Genomic DNA, 24241 nt, shown 5'->3' with positions numbered 1-24241 from the left:
TTGAGTTCCGCGCCGAAGTCCTCGCAGACCTTGCGCATGACCTCTTCGCAGCGGGTGAGGACCGCGTCGGTGAAGACATTCCGCCGGTACTTCGGCGTAAAGACCAAGTGCGCGTGCAGAGTGTGGACGACGCTTCTTCCCTTGCGTACATCAGGATTTGATACCCATCGAGGTGACATAGGCCAATGCTACGATCGGCGGTGTGAAACTCGTCGTGCAGGTGAAACTCACCCCCGATGCCGTGCAGGCAGCGGCGGTCGAGCGCACGGTGCACGCGGCGAACGAGGCGGCCACCTGGGTATCCGCCATCTCCTTCGAGCACTTCCGCCTCCGGGGAACGGTCCGGGAACTGCGCACCCTGTGTTACGGCGAGCTGAAGGCCCGCGGGTTCGGGGCCCAGGCCGCGCAGCACATCATCAAGCGGGTCGCCGACGCCTACGCGACGCTGCGGGCCACCATCAAGGCCGGGAACCTCGGCCCCGAGGGATCCAAACGCCGCCGCAAGGCGGAGTCCAAGCCGATCACCTTCCGGCCCGACGCGGCCCACACCTACGACGACCGCTGCCTGTCGTGGAACTACGACGCGCAGACCGTGAGCATCTGGACCCTCGCGGGCCGGATCAAGAACGTCCGCTTCGCCTGCTCGCCCGCCGCGCTCAAGCAGCTCACCACCCACCGCAAAGGCGAGTCCGACCTGATCCAGCGCGACGGCAGACTGTTCCTGATCGCCACTCTCGACGTCCCCGCTCCCGAGGTGTTCGCCCCGAAGGGCTTCATCGGCCTGGACCGGGGCATCACCAACCTCGCCACCACATCCGACGGGGACAACCACACCGGCCGCCGCCTCGGACGGTACCGCCGGTGGCAGGCCCGCAAGAAGGCCGAACTCCAGGCCAAACAGACCCGCAGCGCCAAGCAACTTCTGAAGAAGCGCGCCCGCCGCGAGGCCCGGCACGCCACCCACATCAACCACACGATCTCCAAGACCGTCGTTGCTGTCGCCCAACGCACCGAACGCGGCATCGCCCTGGAAGAACTACGGGGCATCCGTGAACGGGTCACGGTTCCCCGCGACCAGCGAGCACGACTGTCCTCCTGGCCGTTCCACCAGCTCGGCGCGTTCATCGCCTACAAGGCGAAGCGCGCCGGCGTCCCGTTCATCGAGGTGGACCCGGCCCACACCTCGCAGCGCTGCCCGCGCTGCGGCCACACCGAGCGCGCCAACCGCCCGACTCGGGACCACTTCCACTGTCGTCGGTGCGGCCTCGCTGGGCCCGCCGACCACGTCGCCGGGGTCAACATCGCCAAGCGAGGGGCCACGGCGTGGGTATTCGTCAACATGCCCGACCCGGCCCCCGCATAGCGCGGAGACCGGTAGATGTGACCCGTGACCGTCCTGTCGTAGGGGGCAGTCGGGAGCATAAACGGAGCCTTTCCGGACTGAGCCAACAAGCTCGGTCCTTCAGGGCCGAGTAGTTGACTGCGCCGTTCTCACAACCGCTCCCGAACCACTCCGACCGCCCTACACCGGTCCCGTCCGTCGGGTCTCTGCGCCTCAGCCCGCACTCCGCACCGTCGGCCCGCGCCCCGCGCCCCGACCCGCATTCCGCACCCGAGCCCCGAACCCTCGGCCCGCGACAGAGGCTCCCGGCCCGCGCCCTCCGACCCTCATCCGCCTCCTCCCCTCATCCCCCTCCTCTCCTCACGCGCCTCCTCCTCACGTGCCTCCTCCGCACTACCCCCCTCCTCACTACCCCCCTCCTCACCCGCCTCGGAGCATGAGGCCGATGCCGAGAGCCATCAGTGCGGCTGCCGCGATTCTCGGCCCGCCGAACCGTTCCTTGAACAGCAGCGCCCCGATTGCCGCCCCCGCTATGACGGACGACTCGCGCAGGGCCGCCACCGGTGCGAGCGGCGCACGGGTCTGGGCCCACAGCACCAAGGCGTACGCCACCGTGGACATCGCCCCGCCCAGCAGCCCGCGGGCCAGCACCGGCCGCACCTGGCGAAGGAGCCGGCCGCGACGGGTGGCCAGCGCGTAGAGCGGGATCGGCAGGCTCTGGAAGGCGAGAAGCCAGGCGGTGTAGCCCAACGTGCTGCCCGCGGCGCGGACCCCTATGCCGTCGACGACTGTGTACGCGGCAATGGCCAACCCCGTGGCGCCGGCCGCACCGATCGCGGGCCAGTGCGGGCGGGTGCCCGTGCTCCGCACGCCCCACAGGGCGACACCCAGCAGGCCGGCCGAGGCCACGGCCACCCCCGCTGTCTGCCACGCGTTCGGCCGTTCATCGACCAGGGCCATGGCGAGCACGGTGACGACGAGCGGCGCGGTGCCCCGGGCGATCGGGTACATCTGCCCGAAGTCGCCGAGCCGGAAGGACTGCATCAGCAGCACCATGTACAGCACGTGGAGGACCACTGATGCCATCAGCCAGGGCCAGGCCGCCGCGGCCGGCACGGGAACGAAGCAGGCCACCACCACCACGACCAGAAGATCCCCGACGCCCACCAGCGTGAAGGCCAGCAGTTGGTCCCTGATGCCGTGCGCGATGGCGTTCCAGCCGGCGTGGGTCACCGCAGCGGCGAGCACGGCCGCGGCGATCAGCGGTGTCACTCTCCAACCCCCGCCGCGGGCCGCGCCTGCGCCGGGGTCAGCCGCCGGCGCGGAGGATCTCGGCGACGATCGGCCCCGCCGTCTTGCCGCCGTGGCCCGCCGCCGGGACGACCGCCGCCGCCGCGACGTCGTTTCGGTACGCCGTGAACCAGCCGTTGGGCTTCTTCTGACCGTCGACCTCCGCCGAACCGGTCTTCCCGCCGATGTCACCACCGAGCCCGGCCATCGCCTCCGCCGCCGTCCCGGAGGTCGCGGTGAGCCGCATCAGCCCCCGCAGCGCGTCCGCCGTGCCGGCCGACATGGTGCGCGGCGCCTTGGCGAGCGTGCGGTTGTCCACCGACACCGGGACGAGCACGGGCTGCCGGAAGACGCCCGACTTCACCGTCGCCGAAACGGACGCCATGGTCAGCGGGTTCATCCGGACGCCGCCCTGGCCGATGAGGGATGCGGCCATCGGCGCGTCCTTCTGGGTGGGTACGGCGCCGTCGAAGGTCACCACACCGGTCTGCCAGTCGAGGCCGATGCCGAAGAGGTCCCGGGCGGTCTTGCCGAGGTCGCTGTCGGACAGCTCCTCGGCCTGCGAGATGAAGGCCGTGTTGCAGGAGGCGGCGAAACTCTGCGCGAAAGTACCGCCCTTGATCTCGAACTTGTCGAGATTCTGGAACTTCCAGCCGCCGTACGAGTGGTACTTGGGGCACGGGTGTGCCTTCGACGGGGACGCCAGGCCCTTCTCCAGCAGCATCGCGGAGGTCACGACCTTCATCGTCGAACCGGGCGCCAGCGAACCGCGCAGCGCGACGTTGAAGCCGTCCGCCGGGGCGTTGGCGATCGCCAGGATCTCGCCGGTGCTGGGCTTGATCGCCACGGCCGCGGCCTTGGAGCGGTTGGCCACCGCCTTCTCGGCGGCGCTCTGGAGGCCGGCGTCGATGGTCGTCCGCAGTTCGCCCGGTTCGCCCTCGGCCAGGACCTTCAGCGTCTTGTCGGGCTGCTCGTCGCCCTTCTCGCGCTCCACGGCCAGCTCCACGGCGGGCTTGCCGCCGGCCTTGTCGCCGTACCGTTCGCGCAGGCTGGCCAGTACCTCGGCGAGCTGAGGGTGGTCTTCCTTGGTCAGCTCCTCGCCGTCGCGGTCCAGAGCCTTGATCGGCGGGGCGTCGGACTCGCCGGTGACGAGGGTGTCGCCCTCGCCGAGCTCCGGGTGGACGACGGACGGTTCCCACCGGACCAGCGCCTTGCCGGTGGTCTCGTCCCGTACGACGGTCAGCGAGGAGTCGTAGGACACGGTCGCCCGGTCCTTCTTGTACACGACCTCCGCGGTGACCCCGAAGGGGACCTTCGCGCCGGTGGCCGCACCGGGCTGCAGGGTGACCTTCTCGACGGCCGCGTCCTCGCGATAGCCGGTCAGGGCCTTGGTGGCGGCGGTGCTGTCGTCCGTGAACTCCGCGGCCTTCGCCGGCTCGCCGGCGGCCCAGGCGGTGAGGAACCCCTCGGAGGCCTCGCGTATCTCCTCCGCGCTGGGCGGGCCGGTCTTCACCTCCGGCTGGGCGGCCGTGGTGGTCGTGGTGCCGTCCCCGCTGCCGTCGCCGGACGTCAGACCGTAGACGCCGTAACCCGCGGCCCCCACCATCGCCGTGAACACACCGCCGATGACGGCGGCCTTCGCGCCACTGCGCATTGGAGAAACCCCCACAGACACTTCGGACTTCGTACATCGGGCAAGGCTGGACAACACCCCGTGCGGGACGCGACGCGGCGCACTCTACGGCATCCCTCCGACCTCACACCCAGGTGTCCAGCCACATCCGGTCCTGCCAGTCGGAGAGCGGAATCGGCTGTCCTGTATGGAGCGGGTAGAAGTAGACGAAGTTCCAGACGATCAACAGGACGAGCACTCCGGCGCCCACGGTTCCCAGGATCCGCCGCTGTTCCGAGGAGCCCGGCCGGCCCAGGAGCGCGCCGGTCATCATCGCCACCGCGAGGCACAGGAACGGGACGAAGACCACCGCGTAGAAGAAGAAGATGGTCCGCTCCTGGTAGAGGAACCAGGGCAGCCAGCCGCCCGCTAGGCCGCAGAGGATCGCGCCCGCGCGCCAGTCGCGCCGCAGGCCCCAGCGGTAGACGAGGTACAGCACCGCGAAGCACGCGGCCCACCACAGCACCGGCGTGCCCAGGGCCAGGACCTCCCGGGCGCACTTGTCGGCCGTGCCGGCGGGACAGCCGTCCTGGCCGGGCTGCGGCGACTCGTAGAAGAACGAGACGGGACGGCCGAGGACGAGCCAGGACCAGGGGTTCGACTCGTAGGTGTGCGGAGTGGTCAGCCCGACGTGGAAGTTGTAGACCTCGGACTGGTAGTGCCACAGGCTGCGCAGCGGCGCCGGCACCCAGGTCATGTCGACCTGCGGCAGCGGGACCCGCAGACCCGCCAGGGAGACGGAGTCCGGTGAGAGACCCCGGCGGCCCTCGGCCCAGTCGCGGAAGTAGCCGCCGCGGGTGAGGAACCAGCCCGCCCAGGAGGCGATGTACGTCACCACGGCGACCGGCACGATCGAGAGGAACGCCGGTCCCGCGTCGCGGCGCAGCATCGACCGGTACGGACGGTGGGCGCCGGCCGTGCGGCGCGCGGCGGCGTCCCAGAGGACGGTCAGCAGGCCGAAGACCGCCAGGATGTAGAGGCCGTTCCACTTCGTGGCGCAGGCCAGGCCGAGGAAGAGCCCGGCGGCGAGCCGCCACGGCCGCAGCCCGAGCCCCAGGCGGTCACCGACGAGAGGGTCGGGCCGGACGGGGTCCGTCTCCTCCGCGGCGTCTTCCGCGGTGCCGCCCCTGGTGTCCGTGCCGCCCTTTCTGTCCGTGCCGCCCTTCCTGTCCGTGAGGGCGTCCGCCAGCTTGGCGCGGGCCTTGTCCCGGTCAATGAGCAGTGCGCCGAAGGCGGCCAGCACCCAGAACATCACCACCAGGTCGAGCAGCGCCGTCCGGCTCATGACGAAGTGCAGCCCGTCCACGGCCAGCAGCGCGCCCGCGAGGCAGCCGAGGGCGGTGGAGCGGAACAGCCGCCGTCCGATGCGGCACACCATGAGCACGGACAGCGTGCCGAGCACGGCCGGCATGAACCGCCAGCCCAGCGGGTGGAGCCCGAACAGGGCCTCACCGAGGGCGATCGTCCACTTCCCGACGGGCGGGTGCACGACGTAGCTGTGCTCGGGGTTGAGGGGGATGCTCTGCGGATCGCCCAGGATCTTCTTGTCGGCCTTCTCCCCCCAACTGCCCTCGTAGCCGAGCTGGAGCAGTGACCAGGCGTCCTTGGCGTAGTACGTCTCGTCGAATATCACCCCGTGCGGGCTGCCGAGGTGCCAGAAGCGCAGGAGTCCCGCGATCAGGGCGACCAGCAGCGGACCGGCCCAGGCCGCCCACCGCACCAGCTTCTCGGCGGTGTACGGGTCGAGGCCGAGGGCGGTCCACATCCGGCTGCCCGCGGTGCGGTACGGGGGGACCAGCCGGTCGCGCAGCGGGACCCGGGGCCGCTGTTCGACGTATCCGTAGCGGCGCAGCCGCAGCTGCCAGGAGGTCGGGCCGGCACCCGGAACCGACGCCCCGGAGGGCTGCTCGCCGAGCTCGTGCTCGTACCGGGAGCCGGTGGCGGTGTCACTGGTCACCGCGCCATCGTAGGGAACGCCGCCGCCGGCCGGGTGACGGCCGCTGTCGGTGACGGCACGGTGACGGATCCGGGTGCGGCTCCGGGCGTCGCGGCCGCGGACGGCGGCCGGGCGTTGCGGAGCTGCGAGGATGGCCGGGTGACTGGAACGCTCGTACTGGCAGGGACGCCCATCGGCGCCGTAGCGGACGCGCCGCCGCGGCTGGCGGAGGAACTGGCCGCGGCCGACGTGGTGGCCGCGGAGGACACCCGGCGGCTGCGGCGGCTCACCCAGGCGCTGGGCGTGCAGACCCGCGGGCGGGTCGTGTCGTACTTCGAGGGCAACGAGGCGGCCCGGACGCCCGAGTTGGTGGAGGCGCTGGCCGGGGGTGCGCGGGTGCTGCTCGTCACCGATGCCGGGATGCCGTCGGTGTCGGATCCCGGCTACCGGCTCGTCGCGGCCGCGGTGGAACGGGACATCAGGGTGACGGCGGTACCGGGGCCGTCCGCCGTGCTCACGGCGCTGGCGCTGTCGGGGCTGCCGGTCGACCGCTTCTGCTTCGAGGGCTTCCTGCCGCGCAAGGCGGGGGAGCGGCTGGGCAGGCTGCGGGAGGTGGCGGACGAGCGGCGCACCCTCGTCTACTTCGAGGCACCGCACCGGCTGGACGACACCCTGGCCGCGATGGCCGAGGTGTTCGGCGCGGAGCGGCGCGCCGCCGTCTGCCGGGAGCTGACCAAGACCTACGAGGAGGTGCGGCGCGGGCCGCTGGCCGAACTGGCCGCGTGGGCGGCCGAGGGCGTACGGGGCGAGATCACCGTGGTCGTCGAGGGCGCGCCGGAGAGGGGCCCGGCCGAGCTGGACCCGGCGGAGCTGGTGCGCCGGGTGGGGGTGCGCGAGGAGGCCGGTGAGCGGCGCAAGGAGGCGATCGCGGCGGTCGCGGCCGAGGCGGGTCTGCCGAAGCGCGAGGTGTTCGACGCGGTGGTGGCGGCGAAGAACGCCGCGAAGGACGCCGGGAAGGGCGCCGCCGGGAACGCCGCGAAGGGCGCGGTGCGGGGCGGCTGAGCGGGGAGTCGGCCCCGGCCGGGCGCCGCGGCCCCGCCGGCGCGGCCCGTAAACTCGCCGGTATGGCGGCAGCGACATCACCTGGCGGAACGGCGGACGGCGGAAGCCGGAAGGGCGGCGGCGACGGCGGGGTCCGAAGCGCCGGGGGCGGCGGCGGGAAGGCCGGCAGCGCGGGCGGTGGCGGCGGGAAGGCCGACAAGAACGCGCCGCCGCCGCTGCCGGAGCCGCTGCGTGTGCCGGTCGCCGACTCGCACACCCATCTGGACATGCAGTCCGGCACGGTCGGGGAGGCGCTGGACAAGGCGGCGGCGGTGGGTGTCACCACCGTGGTGCAGGTCGGCTGCGACATCGCCGGCTCCCGCTGGGCGGCGGAAACGGCGGCCGCGCACGAGAACGTCTGGGCGACCGTGGCCCTGCACCCCAACGAGGCGCCGCGCATCGTCCTGGGCGACCCCGACGGCTGGTCCCGGCAGGGTGCCCGCGAACCCGGCGGTGAGGCGGCGCTCGACGCCGCCCTCGCGGAGATCGATGCGCTCGCGGGGCTGCCGCAGGTGCGGGGCGTCGGCGAGACCGGCCTGGACTACTTCCGTACGGGGCCGGAGGGGATGGCGGCGCAGGAGCGGTCGTTCCGCCGGCACATCGAGATCGCCAAGCGGCACGGCAAGGCGCTCGTCATCCACGACCGGGAGGCGCACGCGGACGTGCTGCGGGTGCTCGAAGAGGAGGGCGCCCCCGGCACGGTCGTCTTCCACTGCTTCTCCGGGGACGCGGAGATGGCCGAGGTCTGTGCCGGCAAGGGCTACCTGATGTCGTTCGCGGGCAACGTCACGTTCAAGAACGCGCAGCCGCTGCGCGACGCCCTCGCCGTCGCGCCCCTCGAATTGCTGCTCGTCGAGACCGACGCGCCCTTCCTGACCCCGGCGCCCTATCGCGGACGGCCCAACGCCCCGTACCTCATTCCGCTGACGTTGCGGGCCATGGCCGAGGTCAAGGGCGTCACGGAGGACGAACTGGCGGAGGCGGTCGCGGCCAATACGGCGCGCGCCTTCGGCTACTGAGCCGGACGCGCGGCCGGAGCCGAGGGGAGCGGGGCTGAGCCGGGCTGGGCTGGATCCCGGGCTGGGCCGAGCCGGGCTGGGCCGAGCCGGGCTGAGGACCGGCTGGAGGCGCGGGTGCCCGGCCGGAGGCAGGAGGGTCCGGCCGGAGGCAGGAGGGTCCGGCCGGAGGGCACGCCGACCGGCCGGAGACCGGGGTGACGCGCGGGCATACGATCCGCACGTTAAGTAGTCGTACCACTTTGGAGAGTGACCGCCGCTCCGCTACAGTCCGCCTCCGACCGCCGGACATGGAGCGTTGTGAGCACACATCAGGGGAGCCCCCGGGGCGATCACCCCTCCGGCCGCGGACCGGTCGACGGCAGCGGGGAATCCGCGCCCGGGGCCGGGGCCGGGGCGGGGGCGGGCGACGGGGCGGGGGCCCGGCCTTCCCCGCCGCCCCCGCCCCGTACCGACCCAGGCGCGGTCACCGTTCCCGGTCTCCCCCGTGAGGGCTCCGCCCCGGGCGGGAGGCGGCGGGCGGCGCGGCGCGGGCACCGGCCGGCGCGCCTGGAGCGGCTGCGCAGGCTGGTCCCGCAGGCGCTGGTCGTGGTCGCGCCGGCCGGCGGCACCTGGGCGTTCCTCGCCCACGACAAGGCGGTCCGGCTGAGCGTCGACGGCCGGCAGCGCACACTGCACACCTTCGCCGCCGACATCGGCGAGCTCCTCGACGAGGAGGGTGTGCGCCTCGGCCCGCACGACGCCGTCGACCCGGTGCCCGGGCGCGTCCTCGCGGACGGCGACCGGATCGCCGTCCGCCGCGGCAAGCCGCTGGACCTCACCGTGGACACCGAGCGCCGCCCGCGCTGGACCACCGCCGACACGGTCCTGGGCGCGCTGCGCGAGCTCCGGGTGCCCGCGGAGGGCGCCCATCTCTCGGTGCCGCACTGGGCCGGCATCCCGCGCTCCGGGCTCGTCCTCGAAGTGCGGACCGCGCGGACCGTCAGGGTGACCGCCGACGGCCACGAACGCACCCTGCGCACCAACGCGGGCACGGTCCGGGACGCCGTGGAGGAGGCCGGGGCCGTGCTGCGCGGCCGGGACACCACTGTGCCGCCGCCGGACAGCTTTCCCCGCGACCGCGCGGTCCTCAGGGTCCTGCGGGCCCGCGGGGAGCAACGGAACCCCGGGGGACCGGCCCCGTATCCCGCGAGCCGGCGGACCTCCCCGGACATCCTCGGCCGGTTCCCGCGGGGGACCGCGGGGCCGGTGCCCGCCGGGGCCGCCGGGTTCCGGGCGCCCGAACGGGTGGGCGGCGGGCCGTCCCCGCCGCGGCCGTAAGCTTCACGGGTGAGCACGAGCACCGACACCGACGGGCCCGGCCCTCTCCTGGGCCCCGCCGACGTCCGCGAACTGGCCGCGGCCCTGGGCGTGCGCCCCACCAAGCAGCGCGGCCAGAACTTCGTCATCGACGCCAACACGGTGCGCCGTATCGTCCGGACCGCCGAAGTGCGGCCCGACGACACGGTCGTGGAGATCGGCCCGGGGCTGGGGTCGCTGACCCTGGCGCTGCTGGAGGCCGCCGACCGCGTGGTGGCGGTCGAGATCGACGATGTGCTGGCGGCCGCGCTCCCGGCCACCGTCGGCGCGCGCCTGCCGGAGCGCGCCGGCCGTTTCGCGCTGGTGCACTCGGACGCGATGCGCGTCACCGAGCTTCCCGGCCCGCCGCCGACGGCCCTGGTGGCCAACCTTCCGTACAACGTCGCGGTGCCCGTCCTGCTGCACATGCTGGAGCGCTTCCCCAGCATCGAACGCACGCTCGTCATGGTGCAGGCGGAGGTCGCCGACCGGCTCGCCGCGGCGCCGGGCTCCAAGGTCTACGGCGTGCCGTCGGTGAAGGCGGCCTGGTACGCGACGGTGAAGCGCGCCGGATCCATCGGGCGCAACGTCTTCTGGCCGGCGCCGAACGTCGACTCCGGGCTGGTCTCGCTGGTCCGCCGTGCTGAGCCGCTGCGGACGGCGGCCGCCCGGGAGGACGTGTTCGCGGTCGTGGACGCCGCCTTCGCCCAGCGGCGCAAGACGCTCCGCGCGGCGCTCGCGGGCTGGGCCGGGTCCGCCGCCGCGGCGGAGGAAGCGCTGGTGGCGGCAGGGGTGTCGCCGCAGGCGCGCGGGGAGTCCCTGACGGTGGAGGAGTTCGCGGCGATCGCGGAGCACAAGCCCGGCCACCCGCCCGGCCACGTTCCCGGGGACGGCGGCGGCGCGGGTGCCGGTGCCGGCACCGCGGCCCGTACGGCCGGCGGGCGGGCCGGCAGGCACGAGACCAGGCGCCGTCAGCAGCGGTGAGCGGCGGCGGCAGCGGACCGGAAGAACGACACGGAGCACACCCAGTGACCGGAATCAGCGCGCAAGGGCCGCACGGCCCGAGCGGCCCGTACAGCCCCAGCAGCCCCAGCAGCGCGAGCAGCCCCAGCAGCGCGAGCGTCGCGGACGGCGGCTCGAACAGCGACCGGGCCGGTGGCCGGGCCGGCGCCCCCGAGAGCGCACCGGGCGCCCGCCCGGGCAGCGCTGCGGGGCGGGGGGTCCGTCCCCGTGCGGTCGTCGCGGAGCCGGCGGCGGGCGCGTCCGTCACCGTCCGCGTACCGGCGAAGGTCAACGTGCAGCTGGCCGTCGGCGGGCTCCGCCCGGACGGCTTCCACGACCTCGCCAACGTCTTCCTGGCCGTCGGCCTCCACGACGAGATCACGGCCGCCCCGGCCGATGCGCCGGCCATCACCGTCACCGGCCCGGACGCCGGCCAGGTGCCGCTGGACCGCACCAACCTCGCGGCCCGCGCGGCGGAACTCCTCGCCGCCCACCACGGGATTGAGCCGCGGGTGCGGCTCCACATCGCCAAGGACATCCCCGTCGCGGGCGGCATGGCGGGCGGCAGCGCCGACGCCGCCGGGGCCCTGCTCGCCTGCGACGCGCTGTGGGGCACCCGGGCGAGCCGCGAGGAACTGCTCGACATCTGCGCCGAGTTGGGCAGCGACGTGCCGTTCAGCCTGGTCGGCGGCGCGGCGCTGGGCCGGGGCCGGGGGGAACTGCTGACCCCGCTCGGTGTGGGCGGCGCCTTCCACTGGGTCTTCGCCGTCGCGGACGGCGGGCTCTCCACCCCCGCGGTGTACCGCGAGTGCGACCGGTTGCGCGAGGTCTCCGGTACCGGCGCGTCCGTGACGGACGTCCCCGACCCGGAACCGTCCCGCCCGCTCCTCGACGCCCTGGCCGCCGGAGACGCCGCGGCGCTGGCGGACGCCCTCATGGCCGGCGGGACCAGTAACGATCTCCAGGCCGCGGCGCTCTCGCTGCGGCCCTCCCTCGCGGACACGCTCGCGGCGGGGGCCCGGGCGGGGGCGCTGGCCGGCATCGTCTCCGGCTCCGGACCGACCACCGCGTTCCTCGCCGGGTCGGCGGGCGAGGCGGAGGCCCTGGCGGCGGCCCTGCGCGACTCGGGCACCTGCCGCACCGCCCGGGTCGCCGCGTCCCCGGCCGCGGGGGCGACCCTTCTCACACCCGCGCCCGCGTCCGGTGCCGCACCCACCCCCGCGGCACCGGGTACGGCAGCGGTGCCCCCGGCCGTGTGACCCGCGGCCGTGCCCCGGCCGGGCAGCCCGTGGGAACCCGCGGGAGAGGGCCCGCCCGCGCACAGGGGACCGCCCGCGTGAGGGAGCCCTCCCGGTGCGCGGGCCCCGCCCGCACGAGACCCGCCGCCGCTCCGCGTCCGCGGTTGTCCACAGCCCGTCCGGCCGGTGTGCCCGCGGCGACTACCCTGGGAGGCACCACACGGACGCCGCCCCGCGCGGCGTGGAAACAGGAGCGGAATGGCCACGAACCTCGTCAATCTGGAAGCCGTCGGAAAGGTGTACGGCACCCGTGCGCTCCTCGACGGCGTCTCCCTCGGCGTCAGCGAGGGCGACCGGATCGGCGTCGTCGGCCGCAACGGTGACGGCAAGACCACCCTCATCCGGATCCTCGCCAGGCTGGAGACCCCCGACGACGGCCGGGTCACCCACGCGGGCGGTCTCCGCCTCGGCGTGCTGACGCAGCACGACTCGCTCGACCCGGCGGCCACCGTCCGCCAGGAGGTCATCGGCGATCTCGCCGACCACGAATGGGCGGGCAACGCGCGGATCCGCGACATCATCACCGGCCTCTTCGGCGGTCTGGACATGCCGGGCTTCCCGCAGGGCCCGGACACGGTCATCGGCCCGCTCTCCGGTGGTGAGCGCCGCCGGATCGCCCTCGCCAAGCTCCTCATCGCCGAGCAGGACCTGATCGTTCTCGACGAGCCGACGAACCACCTCGACGTCGAGGGGATCTCCTGGCTCGCCGGTCATCTCCGGGCCCGCCGCTCCGCCCTGGTCGTCGTCACCCACGACCGCTGGTTCCTCGACCAGGTCGCCACCCGCATGTGGGACGTCCAGCGCGGCGCCGTCCACGAATACGAGGGCGGCTACTCCGACTACGTCTTCGCCCGGGCCGAGCGGGAGCGGATCGCCGCCACCGAGGAGACCAAGCGGCAGAACCTGATGCGCAAGGAGCTGGCGTGGCTGCGCCGCGGCGCCCCGGCCCGCACCAGCAAGCCGCGGTTCCGGATCGAGGCGGCCAACGCGCTGATCGCGGACGTACCGCCGCCGCGGGACAGCGCTGAGCTGATGAAGTTCGCCAACTCCCGCCTCGGCAAGACGGTGTTCGAGCTGGAGGACGTGACGGTACGGGCCGGGGAGAAGGAGCTGCTGAAGCACCTCACCTGGCAACTGGGCCCTGGCGACCGGATCGGCCTGGTCGGGGTGAACGGCGCCGGCAAGACCTCGCTGCTGCGTGCGCTGGCGGAGGCCGCGTACAGCGGCGGTGAGCGGCAGCCCGCGGCCGGGAAGATCAAGGCCGGCCGGACGGTGAAACTCGCCCATCTCTCCCAGGAGGTCGCCGAACTCGACCGCGACTGGCGGGTGCTGGAGGCCGTCGAGCGGGTCCGGCAGCGGGTGGACCTCGGCAAGGGGCGCGAGATGACCGCCTCGCAGCTCTGCGAGAAGTTCGGCTTCACCAAGGAGAAGCAGTGGACGCCCGTGGGCGACCTCTCCGGCGGTGAGCGCCGCCGGCTGCAGATCCTGCGGCTGCTCATGGACGAGCCCAACGTCCTCTTCCTCGACGAGCCGACCAACGACCTCGACATCGAGACGCTGACCCAACTGGAGGACCTGCTCGACGGCTGGCCCGGTTCCCTGGTGGTCATCAGCCACGACCGGTACTTCCTGGAGCGCACCACGGACCGCGTCATGGCCCTGCTCGGCGACGCCAGGCTGCGGATGCTGCCGCGCGGCATCGACGAATACCTGGAACGCCGGCAGCGGGTCCTCGAACAGGACCGGGCGCCCGGCCCGGCCGCCGCGGCTCCCGCGGCCGCCCGGCAGAAGGCGCCGGGCGGGTCCGGGGCCAAGGACGCCCGCGCCGCGAAGAAGGACCTCCAGCGCATCGAACGGCGGCTGGACCGCATCGGCGAGCAGGAGTCCGGGCTGCACGCCCAGATCGCGGAGAACGCCACGGATTTCGAGAAAGTCGCGAAGCTCGACGCGGAACTCCGCGAACTCATCGCGGAACGCGAGGAGTTGGAGACCCGCTGGCTGGAACTCGCCGACGAGGTCTGAGCGGACCCCGCCGGGGCGGCGCCGCGGAGGCGGTCCGGCGGGCAACCGGAGGCGGTTCCGAAGCCGGCCGGAAGGCGCGGCGGCGGCGGCCCGGCGTGCGATGGCGGCCCGGCAACGAGCGCGTCACGGGCCGGTCTCAGCTGTTCGATAGCTCATCGAGCGGCGGCTGCGCCGTTCGAGCCGGGTGATACAAAGAGCCTTGCTCGTCCTGCCCTTGGCAGGCGGGCCTCGTGTCCGATTCGCTCCGTTCCGGAGAGCTTCACGCCCACCGGTGACGCGGGGGAGACCGATATCGGGCCATGTGCCCGCGTGAAGAGGAAAACTGATGTCGCAGCCGCCTCAACCGCCCAATCAGCCCCCCTCCGGTTCGCCAGGGGGCGACTCCCACTCCGGTTCCGACGGGCAGGCCCAGGGCCAGGGCGGCGGCTTCGGCCCGCCCCCGGCGCCTCCGGCACCGCAGTCCGCTCCGTCGGCTCCGGACGCCTCCCAGCCGGAAGCACCCAAGCCGGATCTCTCCAAGCGGGACGCGCCCGAGGCGGCGCCGTCCCAGCCCGGCCCGCCCGAGCCCGACGCGTCCCGGCCCGAGCCCTCCGACACCGGCGCGCCGCAGCCGGGCGGGCCCGCCGGGCAGCCCCCGCAGGCGCCCGCGGCCCCGGCCGGCCCGCCGCCCGCCGGAGGCTTCGGCGCGCCGGCCCCGCCGCCCCCCGGGCAGCAGCCCGGTTACGGTTACCCGCAGCAGCCCCCGGGAGCGCAGCCCGGTTACGGCTACCCGCAGCAGCCCCCGGGTCAGCCCGGCTACGGCTACCCGGGTCAGCAGCCGCCGACCCAGCCCGGCTACGGCTACCCGGGCCAGCAGCCCTACGGCCAGCCGTACGGCCAGCCCGGCCAGCAGCCGTACGGCCAGCAGCAGTACGCGATGTACCCGCCCACCGGCCCGATGCCCGCCCAGGGCATGCCGCCCGGCGGCGGCCAGGGCGGCAAGCAGCGCATGATCATCATCATCGCCGCGGCGGTCGCCGTGCTGCTGATCATCGGGGCCGGGATCTTCGTCGCGGCCGGCGGTGACGACGGTGACGGCAAGAAGGACGAGGCCGGGAACTCCTCGGGTGGCACCGGCGGAGACGACGGCAGCGGCAGTGGCGGCAGCGACGGTGGCGGGAAGCCCGCGAAGACCGACGCCGAACTGCTCTACACCGTCGACAAGCCCAAGCTCACCGACGTCACGAAGGTCGACGGCCTCTGGGTGACCGACAAGGTCTTCGCCAAGGGCTCGCTCAACTCCGTGGTCGGCTACAACAAGTCCGACGGCAAGGAGAAGTGGACTCTGGAGCTGGCCGGCCAGATCTGCTGGGGCTCCAAGCACGCGAGCGAGGACGGCAAGGCGGCGGTTCTCTTCCAGGACGGCAAGGTCGGCAGCGACGGCCGCGTCCAGCCGTGCAGCCGGGTTGCCGCGTTCGACATCAACACCGGCAAGAAGCTGTGGGAGAAGCAGGTTTCCCTCGGCGACGAGAACGTCCGCTTCTCCGAGGTGACGGTCGGCCCGGACGTGGTCGCGGCCGGCGGTCTCTACGGCGGCGCCGCATGGAAGCTCGGCACGGGCAAGGAGCTGTGGCGGCCCGACCAGACCTCGGACTGCAAGGACGTCGGCTACGGCGGCGGCACCGGGCTGGTCGCCGTGCGCAAGTGCGGCAGCTACGACGCCCCGAAGATCGAGGTGCAGAAGCTCGACCCGTCCTCCGGCAAGCCGAAGTTCTCGTACGAGGTGCCCGAAGGCATCGACTATGTGCACGTCGTCTCCACCGACCCCCTGGTGATCGGTGTCGACGCGGGCGGCGCCGTCGGCACGTCCGACATCATCGCGATCGACGACAAGGGCAAGATGCGCAGCCGCATCTCCACGGAGAACGGCAAGTACACGGCCCGCTGCAGCGCCGTCGAGGTCGAGGACTGCAAGATGATCGCCGTTGACGAGGACTCCCTCTACATGGGCACGGAGGAGCACGAGAGCGCGGAGGAGGAGTACGGGCGGACCAACGAGATCGTCGCGTTCGACCTGGACACCGGCAAGGCGCGGGGCAAGGCGGAGGCCGGCGGACGCCGCGTCATGACGCCGCTCCAGATGGAGAACGGCACGCTCCTCGCCTACATGGAGCCGACCTACGACCAGGGCGGCCAGGTCATGGCCATCGACCCGAAGACGCTCAAGAGCACGGTCTACCTGAAGAACCCGAAGGACTCCATCGACACCGAGTCCAGCTACCGGCCGTCGCTGAACGTCCGCCTCCTCTACGAGGGCGGCCGGCTCTACATGGGCCAGACGCTCATGTCGGAGCGGAGCTACGACCGCAAGGAATATCTGCTGGTGGTCTTCGGCGGCGAGTGATCCCGCCTCCGCCCCGCGAGGAAGGGCCCGGCCGGCACGCGGCAGCGCGTGTTCGGCCGGGCCCTTTCGCATGCCGCGCACGCCGCCGCCCGCCGCCATGTGCCGCGCGGGCGGCGGCGGTCGGGGTGGGGGCGCCGCCGGAACCGTCCGCGGCGCCGGTGCCGGCCGATCTTCGCCTGGCGATCTTCGTCTGACCGAGCCTGACGCAATCCAGTCCCGAATTGACTGGTATTCCGGCGTTCCATGGCGCTTTTCCCAGGTAGGGGGCGCGCGATGGCGCATGAGCGTGTAGCTTCCCCGTCCAAGGGAGCCCGGGGGCTTCGGGGGATGGGGGAGGAGCTCATGGGCGTGCGGCTCATCGTGGTCGACGACCACCGTCTGCTCGCCGAGGCGTTGGCCTCGGCTCTCAAGCTGCGCGGGCACCGCGTGCTGGCCGCCGCGGCACCGGGCGCCGGGGCCGCGGACCTGGTGGTGAGCAGGGCGCCGGACGTGTGCCTGCTGGGCACCGCGACTCCCGAGGAGCCCGGCGCGTTCGACCCGGTGGTGCGGATCAGGCGGGAGCGGCCGCAGGTCGCGGTGATCGTGCTGGGGCCGGTGCCGAACCCGCGCGGGATAGCGGCGGCGTTCGCGGCCGGCGCCTCGGGCTATGTACGGCAGGACGAGCGCATCGAGGGCGTGGAACGGGCCATGGTGAAGGCCCGCGCGGGCGAGGCGGCGGTGGCGCCGCAGTTGCTCCAGGGGGCGTTCGCGGAACTCCTCAACCCGGCCGCCCAGCCGGACGACGAGGCGACGCGGCTGCTGCGCATCCTGACGCCCCGCGAGGTCGAGGTGCTGATGCGGGTGGCGGACGGCGAGGACACCCGGGTGATCGCGGCGGGCATGGGGATAGCGCCCAGCACGGCCCGCACCCATGTGCAGCGGGTCCTGATGAAGCTGGGTGTCGGCTCCCGGCTGGAGGCGGCGGCCCTGGCGGCCCGGACGGGGCTGCTGGACCGGGCGGCGGCCCGCCCGGAGCGGGACTGAGCCCGTCGGCGGGAGCGGCCGACGCCCGGAGTCGGTGCTGGGACGGCGCCCGCACGCAGTGCGCGGAGGACCCGGATGCCTCGGAGGCGGGCGCTCGGGGGCGGTGCCGAGCCCGTGTCGTGCGGCAGGACAGGACTTCCCGGAGTGCCCCCGTGTTCTTCTGCGCTGTTGTGTTGGATTATGTTTGTTATCGTTCCGCTGGGAGAACGTCGCTAGGAGCCTCGGTGAAGAAGACGGTGACCAAGCTCGCGGACGGCCGTGAGCTCATCTACTACGACGGAGGCGACGGAGGCGGCAGCGGCCACGGAGGCGAACCGGGCGGTACCGAAGGGGCCCCCACCGGTGACGGCACGGCCGCCCGCGCCCGCGCCCGCGCCCGCGCCCCGCGCGACGCCGCCGACCGGCGGCCGCTCGGCCCCGTCGCCACCGCCTCGGAGATCCGCCGTGATCCCCTCCTCGGCGACTCCGTCGTCATCGCCTCGCACCGCCAGGGCCGCACCTACCACCCGCCGGCCGACGCCTGCCCGCTCTGCCCCTCCCGCGAGGACCGGCTCACCGAGATACCCGCCGCCGGCTACGACGTCGCCGTGTTCGAAAACCGCTTCCCCTCCCTCACCGGCGACGCAGGCCGCTGCGAGGTGGTCTGCTTCACCGCCGACCACGACGCCTCCTTCGCCGACCTCGGCGAGGACCGCGCCCGGCTCGTCCTGGACGCCTGGACGGACCGCACCGCCGCACTGTCCCGGCACCCCGGCGTCGAGCAGGTCTACTGCTTCGAGAACCGGGGCCGGGAGATCGGCGTCACCCTGGGCCACCCGCACGGCCAGATCTACGGCTACCCCTTCACCACCCCCCACACCGAACGCGTCCTCCGCTCAGCGGCCGCCCACCGCGAACGCACCGGCGGCAACCTGTTCGACGCCGTCGTCGCGGACGAGCGCAAGGACGGCAGCCGCGTCGTCGTGGAGGGTGAGCACTGGACGGCCTTCGTGCCGTACGCCGCCCACTGGCCGTACGAGGTGCACCTCTACCCCCACGAGCGGGTGCCCGACCTGCCCGCGCTCGGCGAGCAGGCCCGCGCCGAGTTCCCCCGGATCTATCTGGACCTGCTGCGCCGCTTCGACCGCGTGTTCGGCCCCGGTGAACCCCCGACCCCGTACATCTCCGGCTGGCACCAGGCGCCGCTGCGCGGCTGGGCGGAACGTGCCCTGGAACGGGAGGACTTCGCGCTCCACCTTGAGCTCTTCACCATCCGCCGCACTTCCGGCAAGCTGAAGTTTCTCGCGGGTTCCGAGTCCGGCATGAGGGTGTTCATCAACGATGTGCCGCCGGAGACGGCGGCGGCGCGGCTGCGTGAGGCGGCGGACGAGTGAACGGGAGCGGCAGCGTGAACGGAACCGGGAGCGGCATCCGGAGCGGAAGCGGGGACGGAGGCGGAGGCGCGAAGAGGGACGGCAGCGCGGCCGGGGAGTCCGGCAGCCGGCGGAAGTACCTGGTCACCGGCGGAGCGGGCTACGTCGGGAGCGTCGTCGCGGCGCGGCTGCTCGACGCCGGGCACCGGGTGACCGTGCTGGACGACCTGTCCACCGGCCACCGCGAAGCGGTCCCGGCGGGGGCGGAGTTCATCGAGGGCCGCGTCCAGGACCTGACCTCGCCGGCCGGCCCGGCCCGGCTCGACGGCTCGTACGACGCGGTGCTGCACTTCGCCGCCTTCTCGCAGGTCGGGGAGTCCGTGGCCGACCCGGAGAAGTACTGGCGCAACAACGTCGGCGGCACCATGGAGCTGCTCACCGCGATGCGCGCCGCCGGGGTCCGCCGGCTCGTCTTCTCCTCCACCGCCGCCACCTACGGGGACCCGGAGTCCGTGCCGGTCGCCGAAACCGACCCCACCGCGCCCACCAGCCCCTACGGCGCCTCGAAGCTCGCCGTCGACCACATGATCGGCGGGGAGTGCGCCGCCCACGGCCTCGCCGCCGTCTCGCTGCGCTACTTCAACGTCGCGGGCGCCCACCGGGCCGCGGACGGCACCCTCCACGGCGAGCTGCACGACCCCGAGTCCCACCTGATCCCGCTGGTGCTGCGGGTCGCGCTGGGCCTGCGGGACGGCATCTCCGTCTACGGCGACGACTACCCGACGCCGGACGGCACCTGCGTCCGCGACTACATCCACGTCTCCGACCTCGCCGAGGCGCACCTCCTCGCCCTGGACGGCGCCGCCCCGGGCGAACACCTGATCTGCAACCTCGGCAACGGCAACGGCTTCTCCGTCCGGGAGGTGATCGAGACGGTCCGCGAGGTCACCGGGCATCCGGTTCCCGAGACCACCGCACCGCGGCGCCCGGGGGACCCGTCCGTCCTCGTCGCCTCGGCGGAGCGGGCCCGGAGCCGCCTGGGCTGGAAGCCGGCCCGCCCCGGGCTCGCCGATATCGTCCGGGACGCCTGGGATTTCGCCCAGCGGCGGAACGGCGGGACGCACAGCGGACGAGTGCCCAGCGGTGCCACGGACAGCGGCGCGGCGGAGAACGGGCCGGCGGAGGACACCAGCGGGAGAACGGCACAGGCGTGACGGACCAGCGGACGAACGGCGGGACTCACGGAGCCCCGGGGCCCGGGTCCGGGACCGGTACGGCGCCAAGCGGCCGCACCGGGACGGAACAGCGGCAGGGGGACGACCGGCCCGTGCCGGACGAACGGCTCACCGAGACCTTCGCCGCCCTGTACGGCTCCGCGCCGGAAGGGCTGTGGGCCGCCCCCGGCCGCGTCAACCTCATCGGCGAGCACACCGACTACAACGACGGATACGTGCTCCCGCTGGCCCTCCCGCACACCGCCCGCGCCGCCGTGTCCCGCCGCGACGACGGCGTGCTGCGCCTGCACTCCGGCGACGTGCCCGGTGGCGTGGTGGAACTGCGGGCCGACGCCCTGGAGCCGGGAACGGGCGGGCTCGGCTGGGCCGCGTACCCCGCCGGAGTGGTGTGGGCCCTGCGGGACGCGGGCCACCCGGTCAACGGCATGGACCTGCACCTGAGGTCGACCGTCCCGGTCGGCGCCGGGCTGTCCTCCTCGGCCGCCCTGGAGACCGTCACCGCGCTCGCCCTCAACGACCTCCACGGACTGGGGCTGCGGCCCTGGCAGTTGGCGCGTCTGGCGCAGCGCGCGGAGAACGTGTTCGTCGGCATGCCCTGCGGAGTCATGGACCAGACGGCCTCCGCCTGCTGCACGGAGGGCCACGCGCTGCACCTCGACACCCGCGATCTGTCCCAGCGGCAGGTGCCGTTCGACCTCGTGGCCGACGGACTGCGGCTGCTGGTCGTGGACACCCGCGTCCAGCACGCGCTGGGGGACAGCGCCTACGCCGAGCGGCGCGCGAGCTGCGAGGAGGGCGCCGCCCTGCTGGACGTCCCCGCCCTGCGGGACATCGCGTTCGAGCACCTGGACGACGTGCTCGCCCGGCTCCGTGACGAGACGCTGCGCCGCCGGGTGCGCCATGTCGTCACCGAGAACCGCCGCGTCGAGGAGGTCACCGCCCGCCTCGGCGCCGGGGACGCCCGCGGCATCGGTCCGCTGCTCACCGCCGGGCACGCCTCGCTCCGCGACGACTTCGAGGTGTCCTGCCCGGAACTGGACCTGGCGGTGGAGTCCGCGTGCGCGGCGGGCGCGCTGGGCGCGCGGATGACCGGCGGCGGCTTCGGCGGCTCGGCGATCGCGCTGGTCGAGGAGGCGGCGGCGGAGCCGGTGGCGAAGGCGGTCACCGCGGCCTTCGCGGCGGCCGGGCACCGCGAGCCCCGGGTCTTCCCGGCCGTACCGTCGGCGGGCGCGCGCCGGCTGGCCTGAGCCGGCTGGCCTGAGCCGTACGGCCCCGCGGCCGCGCTGCCCCGAGCCCCGCTGCCCGGCGGCTCCGCTGCCCCGACTCCGCGGTCCTCGGCTCCGGGGTTCTCGGCTCGGGGGTTCTCGACTCCGCTGCCCCGCGCGGCCGGGACTGCCCGACCGCCAAGCCGCCAGGCCGGACGGTTTGACGGCCGGACGGCCGTCCGGCCGGACGGGACGGTGGCCTGAACCGGACGCCCGGGGCGGAGGGCCGCCCTCCGCGTCCGGGCCGGGCTCGCGCGGCGCGCTTCACCAGCGGGTCTGCCGCGCCGGCGGCGCGTATGGGGCCCGGCCGCAGCCCCGCGCGCGGTGGCGGTGACGGGCGCGCTGGGCGCACATCCGGCATTCCCAGTCGATTTCTTGCACAAGAAGTACCAGCGAACACAGGTCGAACGTCCCGGGCGAACACTTTCGCCAATCCACTTCACTTGTCGGAGCGCATCCGTACGCTGATGCTCAGCACCGGTGGGGGCCGGTGCCGATACAGGGGGCCGAGCGGCCGGGTACGGCGCCCGGGGCGGCGGAGCCGGCACGGCGCGGCCGGCCGGGATCATCTCCGGCCACGGACCGGGGCGGACGAGCATCCGGGCGCCGTGCCCGCTGTGCTGTTCCGATACAGGGGGGTTCCTCAGTGACAGTCATCAGGGTGCTGGTGGTGGACGACCACCGCATCTTCGCCGAATCGCTCGCCGCCGCTCTCGCCGCCGAACAGGACGTCGAGGTGGCGGCGGCCGGCAGCGGTCCGGCGGCGCTGCGCTGTCTGGACCGGGCCGCGGCCGACGGCCGCCGGATCGACGTCATGCTGGTCGACGCCGACCTGGGCTGTGCACCGCCGGCGCCCGGAGCGGCGAGGAGCGGCCCCACGGTCATCGGCGCCCCCCGGGCCGGCGGGGCGGAGCGGGCCGCGGACGGCATATCCCTGGTCTCCGGAGTCCGCGAACGGCGGCCCGCCGTCCGTACGGTGGTGCTCGCGGAGCGGGACGACCCGGCCCGTGCGGCCGCCGCCCTGCAGGCCGGGGCCTCGGGCTGGGTCGCCAAGGACTGCTCGCTCTCCCGGCTGCTCGCCGTCATCCGCGGCGTGCTCCGCGGGGAGACCCACCTGCCGCCCGCCCTGCTCACCGGCGTACTGCGGGAGCTGACGGCGGCGCGCAAGCACCGCACGGAGAGCGAGCGGCTGGTGCAGTCGCTGACGCCGCGTGAGCGGGAGGTGCTGCGGTGCATGGTGGCGGGCCTGGGCCGCAAGGCCGTCGCCGAACGGCTGTTCCTCTCTCCGCACACGGTCCGCACCCATATGCAGAACGTCCTGGGCAAGCTCGGTGTGCACTCCACCCTCGCCGCGGTCGCTCTCGCCCGCCGCGCCGGGGTGGGCCCGGCGGAGGACCTGCCCGCGGTCGGCAGCGCGGGCTGACGCCACCGGCCGGGCCCGCCCGGCCCCGCCCGCTCAGCCCGGAACGTTGTCGAACGGCGCCGTCAAGCGCCTGAGCAGTCCGGCGAGTTCGCGGCGCTGTTCGCGGGACAGCTCGGCGAGGATGGCCCGCTCCTGGCTGAGCAGCCCGGCGAGAGCGCGGTCGGCGCGGTCGCGGCCCTCGGGCGTGAGCCGGACGAGCACTCCGCGCCGGTCGCTGGGGTCGGGCAGCCGCTCGACGAGGCCCTTCTTGGCGAGCCGGTCGATGCGGTTCGTCATGGTGCCGGAGGTCACCAGGGTCTGGGTGAGGAGCTGCCCGGGGGAGAGCTGATACGGCGCCCCGGCCCGGCGCAGCGCGGTGAGGACGTCGAACTCCCAGGACTCCAGGCCGTGCTCGGTGAAGGCCAGCCGCCGGGCGCGGTCGAGATGGCGCGCGAGCCGGCTGATCCGGCTCAGCACTTCCAGTGGCTCCACATCGAGGTCCGGGCGCTCTCGGCGCCATGCCCCGACCAGCCGATCGACCTCGTCCTCCATACCGATCAGTGTAGTAGGTCTGTCGATGTGAAGTCTCTTGACGTCAAATATCTCGATATCGAGAATGACGGGCAGGCGTGGCGGGCACGTGACACGGGCATCGATCGGCCCGACAGCAGTTCCCCTTTCACCCACCGCACCGGCACCGAGAGGTTCCCACGATGCAGAAACCCCAGAACCCGACCTGGGACCCACAGCAGTACCTCCGCCACTCCAGCCACCGCACCAGGCCCTTCCACGACCTCCTCGCCCGCATCCCCGAACTCCCGGCCCGCGGGCGCCCGGCGCGCATCGCCGACCTCGGCTGCGGACCGGGCAACGTCACGGCGCTCCTCGCCGGCCGCTGGCCCGACGCCCGCATCACCGGCTATGACAACTCCCCGGCCATGCTCGCCGAGGCCGCCCGCCACGCCGGCCCCACCCCCGGCGGCGGCAGCCTCGCCTTCCGGCACGCCGACGCCGCCGACTGGATGCCCGAGGAGCCGTACGACCTGATCGTCAGCAGCGCCGCCCTCCAGTGGGTCCCGGGCCACGCCAAATCCTTCCCGGCCTGGATCGAGGCCCTCACCCCCGGCGGCACCCTCGCCTTACAGGTCCCCGGCAACTTCACCTCGCCCAGCCACGCCATCCTCGGCGACCTCTGCGACGCCCCGGAGTGGCGCGAGCGGATCGGCCGCCACGGCCGCCGCTACGTCCACGTGTACGAACCGTGGGAGTACCTCACCCAGCTCACCGGCCTCGGCTGCGAAACCGACGCCTGGGAGACCACCTACATACAACTGCTCCAGGGCGAGGACCCAGTGCTCGAGTGGGTCAAGGGCACCGCGCTCCGCCCCGTCCTCACCGCACTCGCCGACGACGAGGAGGCCCGCACCGCGTTCCTCGGCCAGTACCGCGACCTGCTCCGCAAGGCCTATCCGCCCGGCCCGCACGGCACCGTCTTCCCCTTCCGCCGGATCTTCGCCGTCGCCCGGAAGAAGGACGGATGATCACCGCGCCGGACCCGCACCCC

Annotated in this window: 18 protein-coding genes and 1 pseudogene; 14 read left to right on the top strand and 5 right to left on the bottom strand. The window is 73.8% G+C overall.

The genetic code is table 11. From position 1 onward, the window contains the following. Positions 1 to 179, bottom strand: a 179-nt coding sequence (locus tag IF83_RS32010; RefSeq protein ID WP_208605869.1) for a transposase, incomplete at its 3' end; no start/stop codon positions are given. Between the two features lie 23 nt (positions 180 to 202). Here IF83_RS32010 and IF83_RS0112020 point away from each other — a divergent pair. Beyond that, complete coding sequence (locus IF83_RS0112020) at positions 203 to 1363, top strand: RNA-guided endonuclease InsQ/TnpB family protein (protein ID WP_244177012.1); 1161 nt, start codon at positions 203 to 205, stop codon at positions 1361 to 1363. 399 nt (positions 1364 to 1762) lie between these two features. On the opposite strand, the gene IF83_RS0112015 is transcribed toward IF83_RS0112020, so the two are convergent. The 3 genes from IF83_RS0112015 to IF83_RS0112005 all read right to left on the bottom strand — a co-directional run bounded on the left by IF83_RS0112015 (position 1763) and on the right by IF83_RS0112005 (position 6261). Continuing rightward, positions 1763 to 2614, bottom strand: coding sequence for an EamA family transporter (locus IF83_RS0112015; protein WP_030544108.1), 852 nt, complete (start codon positions 2612 to 2614; stop codon positions 1763 to 1765). 37 nt (positions 2615 to 2651) lie between these two features. Then, positions 2652 to 4286, bottom strand: a complete 1635-nt coding sequence (locus tag IF83_RS0112010) for a penicillin-binding transpeptidase domain-containing protein (RefSeq protein ID WP_030544107.1) — start codon at positions 4284 to 4286, stop codon at positions 2652 to 2654. Between the two features lie 103 nt (positions 4287 to 4389). After that, positions 4390 to 6261 (bottom strand): dolichyl-phosphate-mannose--protein mannosyltransferase, encoded by a 1872-nt coding sequence (locus IF83_RS0112005; RefSeq protein WP_030544106.1) that lies wholly within the window; start codon positions 6259 to 6261, stop codon positions 4390 to 4392. Positions 6262 to 6399: 138 nt separating this feature from the next. On the opposite strand from IF83_RS0112005, the gene rsmI reads away from it, so the two are divergent. The 12 genes and pseudogenes from rsmI (at position 6400) to IF83_RS0111945 (ending at position 22698) form a co-directional block, all read left to right on the top strand. Further along, on the top strand, positions 6400 to 7302 hold the full coding sequence (gene rsmI / locus IF83_RS0112000; protein WP_030544105.1) for a 16S rRNA (cytidine(1402)-2'-O)-methyltransferase: 903 nt from the start codon (positions 6400 to 6402) through the stop codon (positions 7300 to 7302). A gap of 62 nt (positions 7303 to 7364) precedes the next feature. Continuing rightward, on the top strand, positions 7365 to 8360 hold the full coding sequence (locus IF83_RS0111995) for a TatD family hydrolase (protein ID WP_078843396.1): 996 nt from the start codon (positions 7365 to 7367) through the stop codon (positions 8358 to 8360). 297 nt (positions 8361 to 8657) lie between these two features. Beyond that, positions 8658 to 9677 (top strand): ubiquitin-like domain-containing protein, encoded by a 1020-nt coding sequence (locus tag IF83_RS35440; protein ID WP_078843395.1) that lies wholly within the window; start codon positions 8658 to 8660, stop codon positions 9675 to 9677. Positions 9678 to 9686: 9 nt separating this feature from the next. Continuing rightward, positions 9687 to 10679: a 16S rRNA (adenine(1518)-N(6)/adenine(1519)-N(6))-dimethyltransferase RsmA gene (gene rsmA / locus IF83_RS0111985; protein WP_244177011.1), complete on the top strand. Its 993-nt coding sequence runs from the start codon at positions 9687 to 9689 to the stop codon at positions 10677 to 10679. 278 nt (positions 10680 to 10957) lie between these two features. Further along, positions 10958 to 11956: pseudogene (locus IF83_RS0111980) on the top strand (4-(cytidine 5'-diphospho)-2-C-methyl-D-erythritol kinase); the annotation flags it as partial. Between the two features lie 237 nt (positions 11957 to 12193). After that, a complete protein-coding gene (locus IF83_RS0111975; RefSeq protein ID WP_030544100.1) occupies positions 12194 to 14017 on the top strand; it encodes an ABC-F family ATP-binding cassette domain-containing protein in 1824 nt (607 codons plus the stop codon). Positions 14018 to 14342: 325 nt separating this feature from the next. Further along, a complete protein-coding gene (locus tag IF83_RS0111970) occupies positions 14343 to 16400 on the top strand; it encodes an outer membrane protein assembly factor BamB family protein (RefSeq protein ID WP_030544099.1) in 2058 nt (685 codons plus the stop codon). A gap of 342 nt (positions 16401 to 16742) precedes the next feature. Next, a complete protein-coding gene (locus IF83_RS0111965; protein ID WP_030544098.1) occupies positions 16743 to 17423 on the top strand; it encodes a response regulator transcription factor in 681 nt (226 codons plus the stop codon). A 224-nt stretch (positions 17424 to 17647) separates the two neighbouring features. Continuing rightward, a complete protein-coding gene (galT, locus tag IF83_RS0111960) occupies positions 17648 to 18796 on the top strand; it encodes a galactose-1-phosphate uridylyltransferase (protein WP_030544097.1) in 1149 nt (382 codons plus the stop codon). A 119-nt stretch (positions 18797 to 18915) separates the two neighbouring features. Beyond that, a complete protein-coding gene (galE, locus tag IF83_RS0111955) occupies positions 18916 to 19989 on the top strand; it encodes a UDP-glucose 4-epimerase GalE (RefSeq protein ID WP_244177020.1) in 1074 nt (357 codons plus the stop codon). A gap of 113 nt (positions 19990 to 20102) precedes the next feature. Next, complete coding sequence (gene galK, locus IF83_RS0111950) at positions 20103 to 21257, top strand: galactokinase (protein ID WP_030544095.1); 1155 nt, start codon at positions 20103 to 20105, stop codon at positions 21255 to 21257. A gap of 664 nt (positions 21258 to 21921) precedes the next feature. Next, positions 21922 to 22698 carry a response regulator transcription factor gene (locus IF83_RS0111945; RefSeq protein WP_037679694.1) on the top strand — a complete coding sequence of 259 codons (777 nt, stop codon included), beginning with the start codon at positions 21922 to 21924 and terminating at the stop codon, positions 22696 to 22698. Between the two features lie 33 nt (positions 22699 to 22731). On the opposite strand, the gene IF83_RS0111940 is transcribed toward IF83_RS0111945, so the two are convergent. After that, positions 22732 to 23229, bottom strand: coding sequence for a MarR family winged helix-turn-helix transcriptional regulator (locus tag IF83_RS0111940; protein WP_030544093.1), 498 nt, complete (start codon positions 23227 to 23229; stop codon positions 22732 to 22734). A 161-nt stretch (positions 23230 to 23390) separates the two neighbouring features. Between IF83_RS0111940 and IF83_RS0111935 the strand changes: the two genes are divergently transcribed. Then, on the top strand, positions 23391 to 24218 hold the full coding sequence (locus IF83_RS0111935) for a trans-aconitate 2-methyltransferase (protein ID WP_030544092.1): 828 nt from the start codon (positions 23391 to 23393) through the stop codon (positions 24216 to 24218). Positions 24219 to 24241 lie beyond the last annotated feature (23 nt).

It is taken from the genome of Streptomyces albus subsp. albus (assembly GCF_000719865.1).
Lineage (GTDB): Bacteria > Actinomycetota > Actinomycetes > Streptomycetales > Streptomycetaceae > Streptomyces > Streptomyces albus_E.
This window is presented reverse-complemented; position numbering and strand designations above follow the sequence as displayed.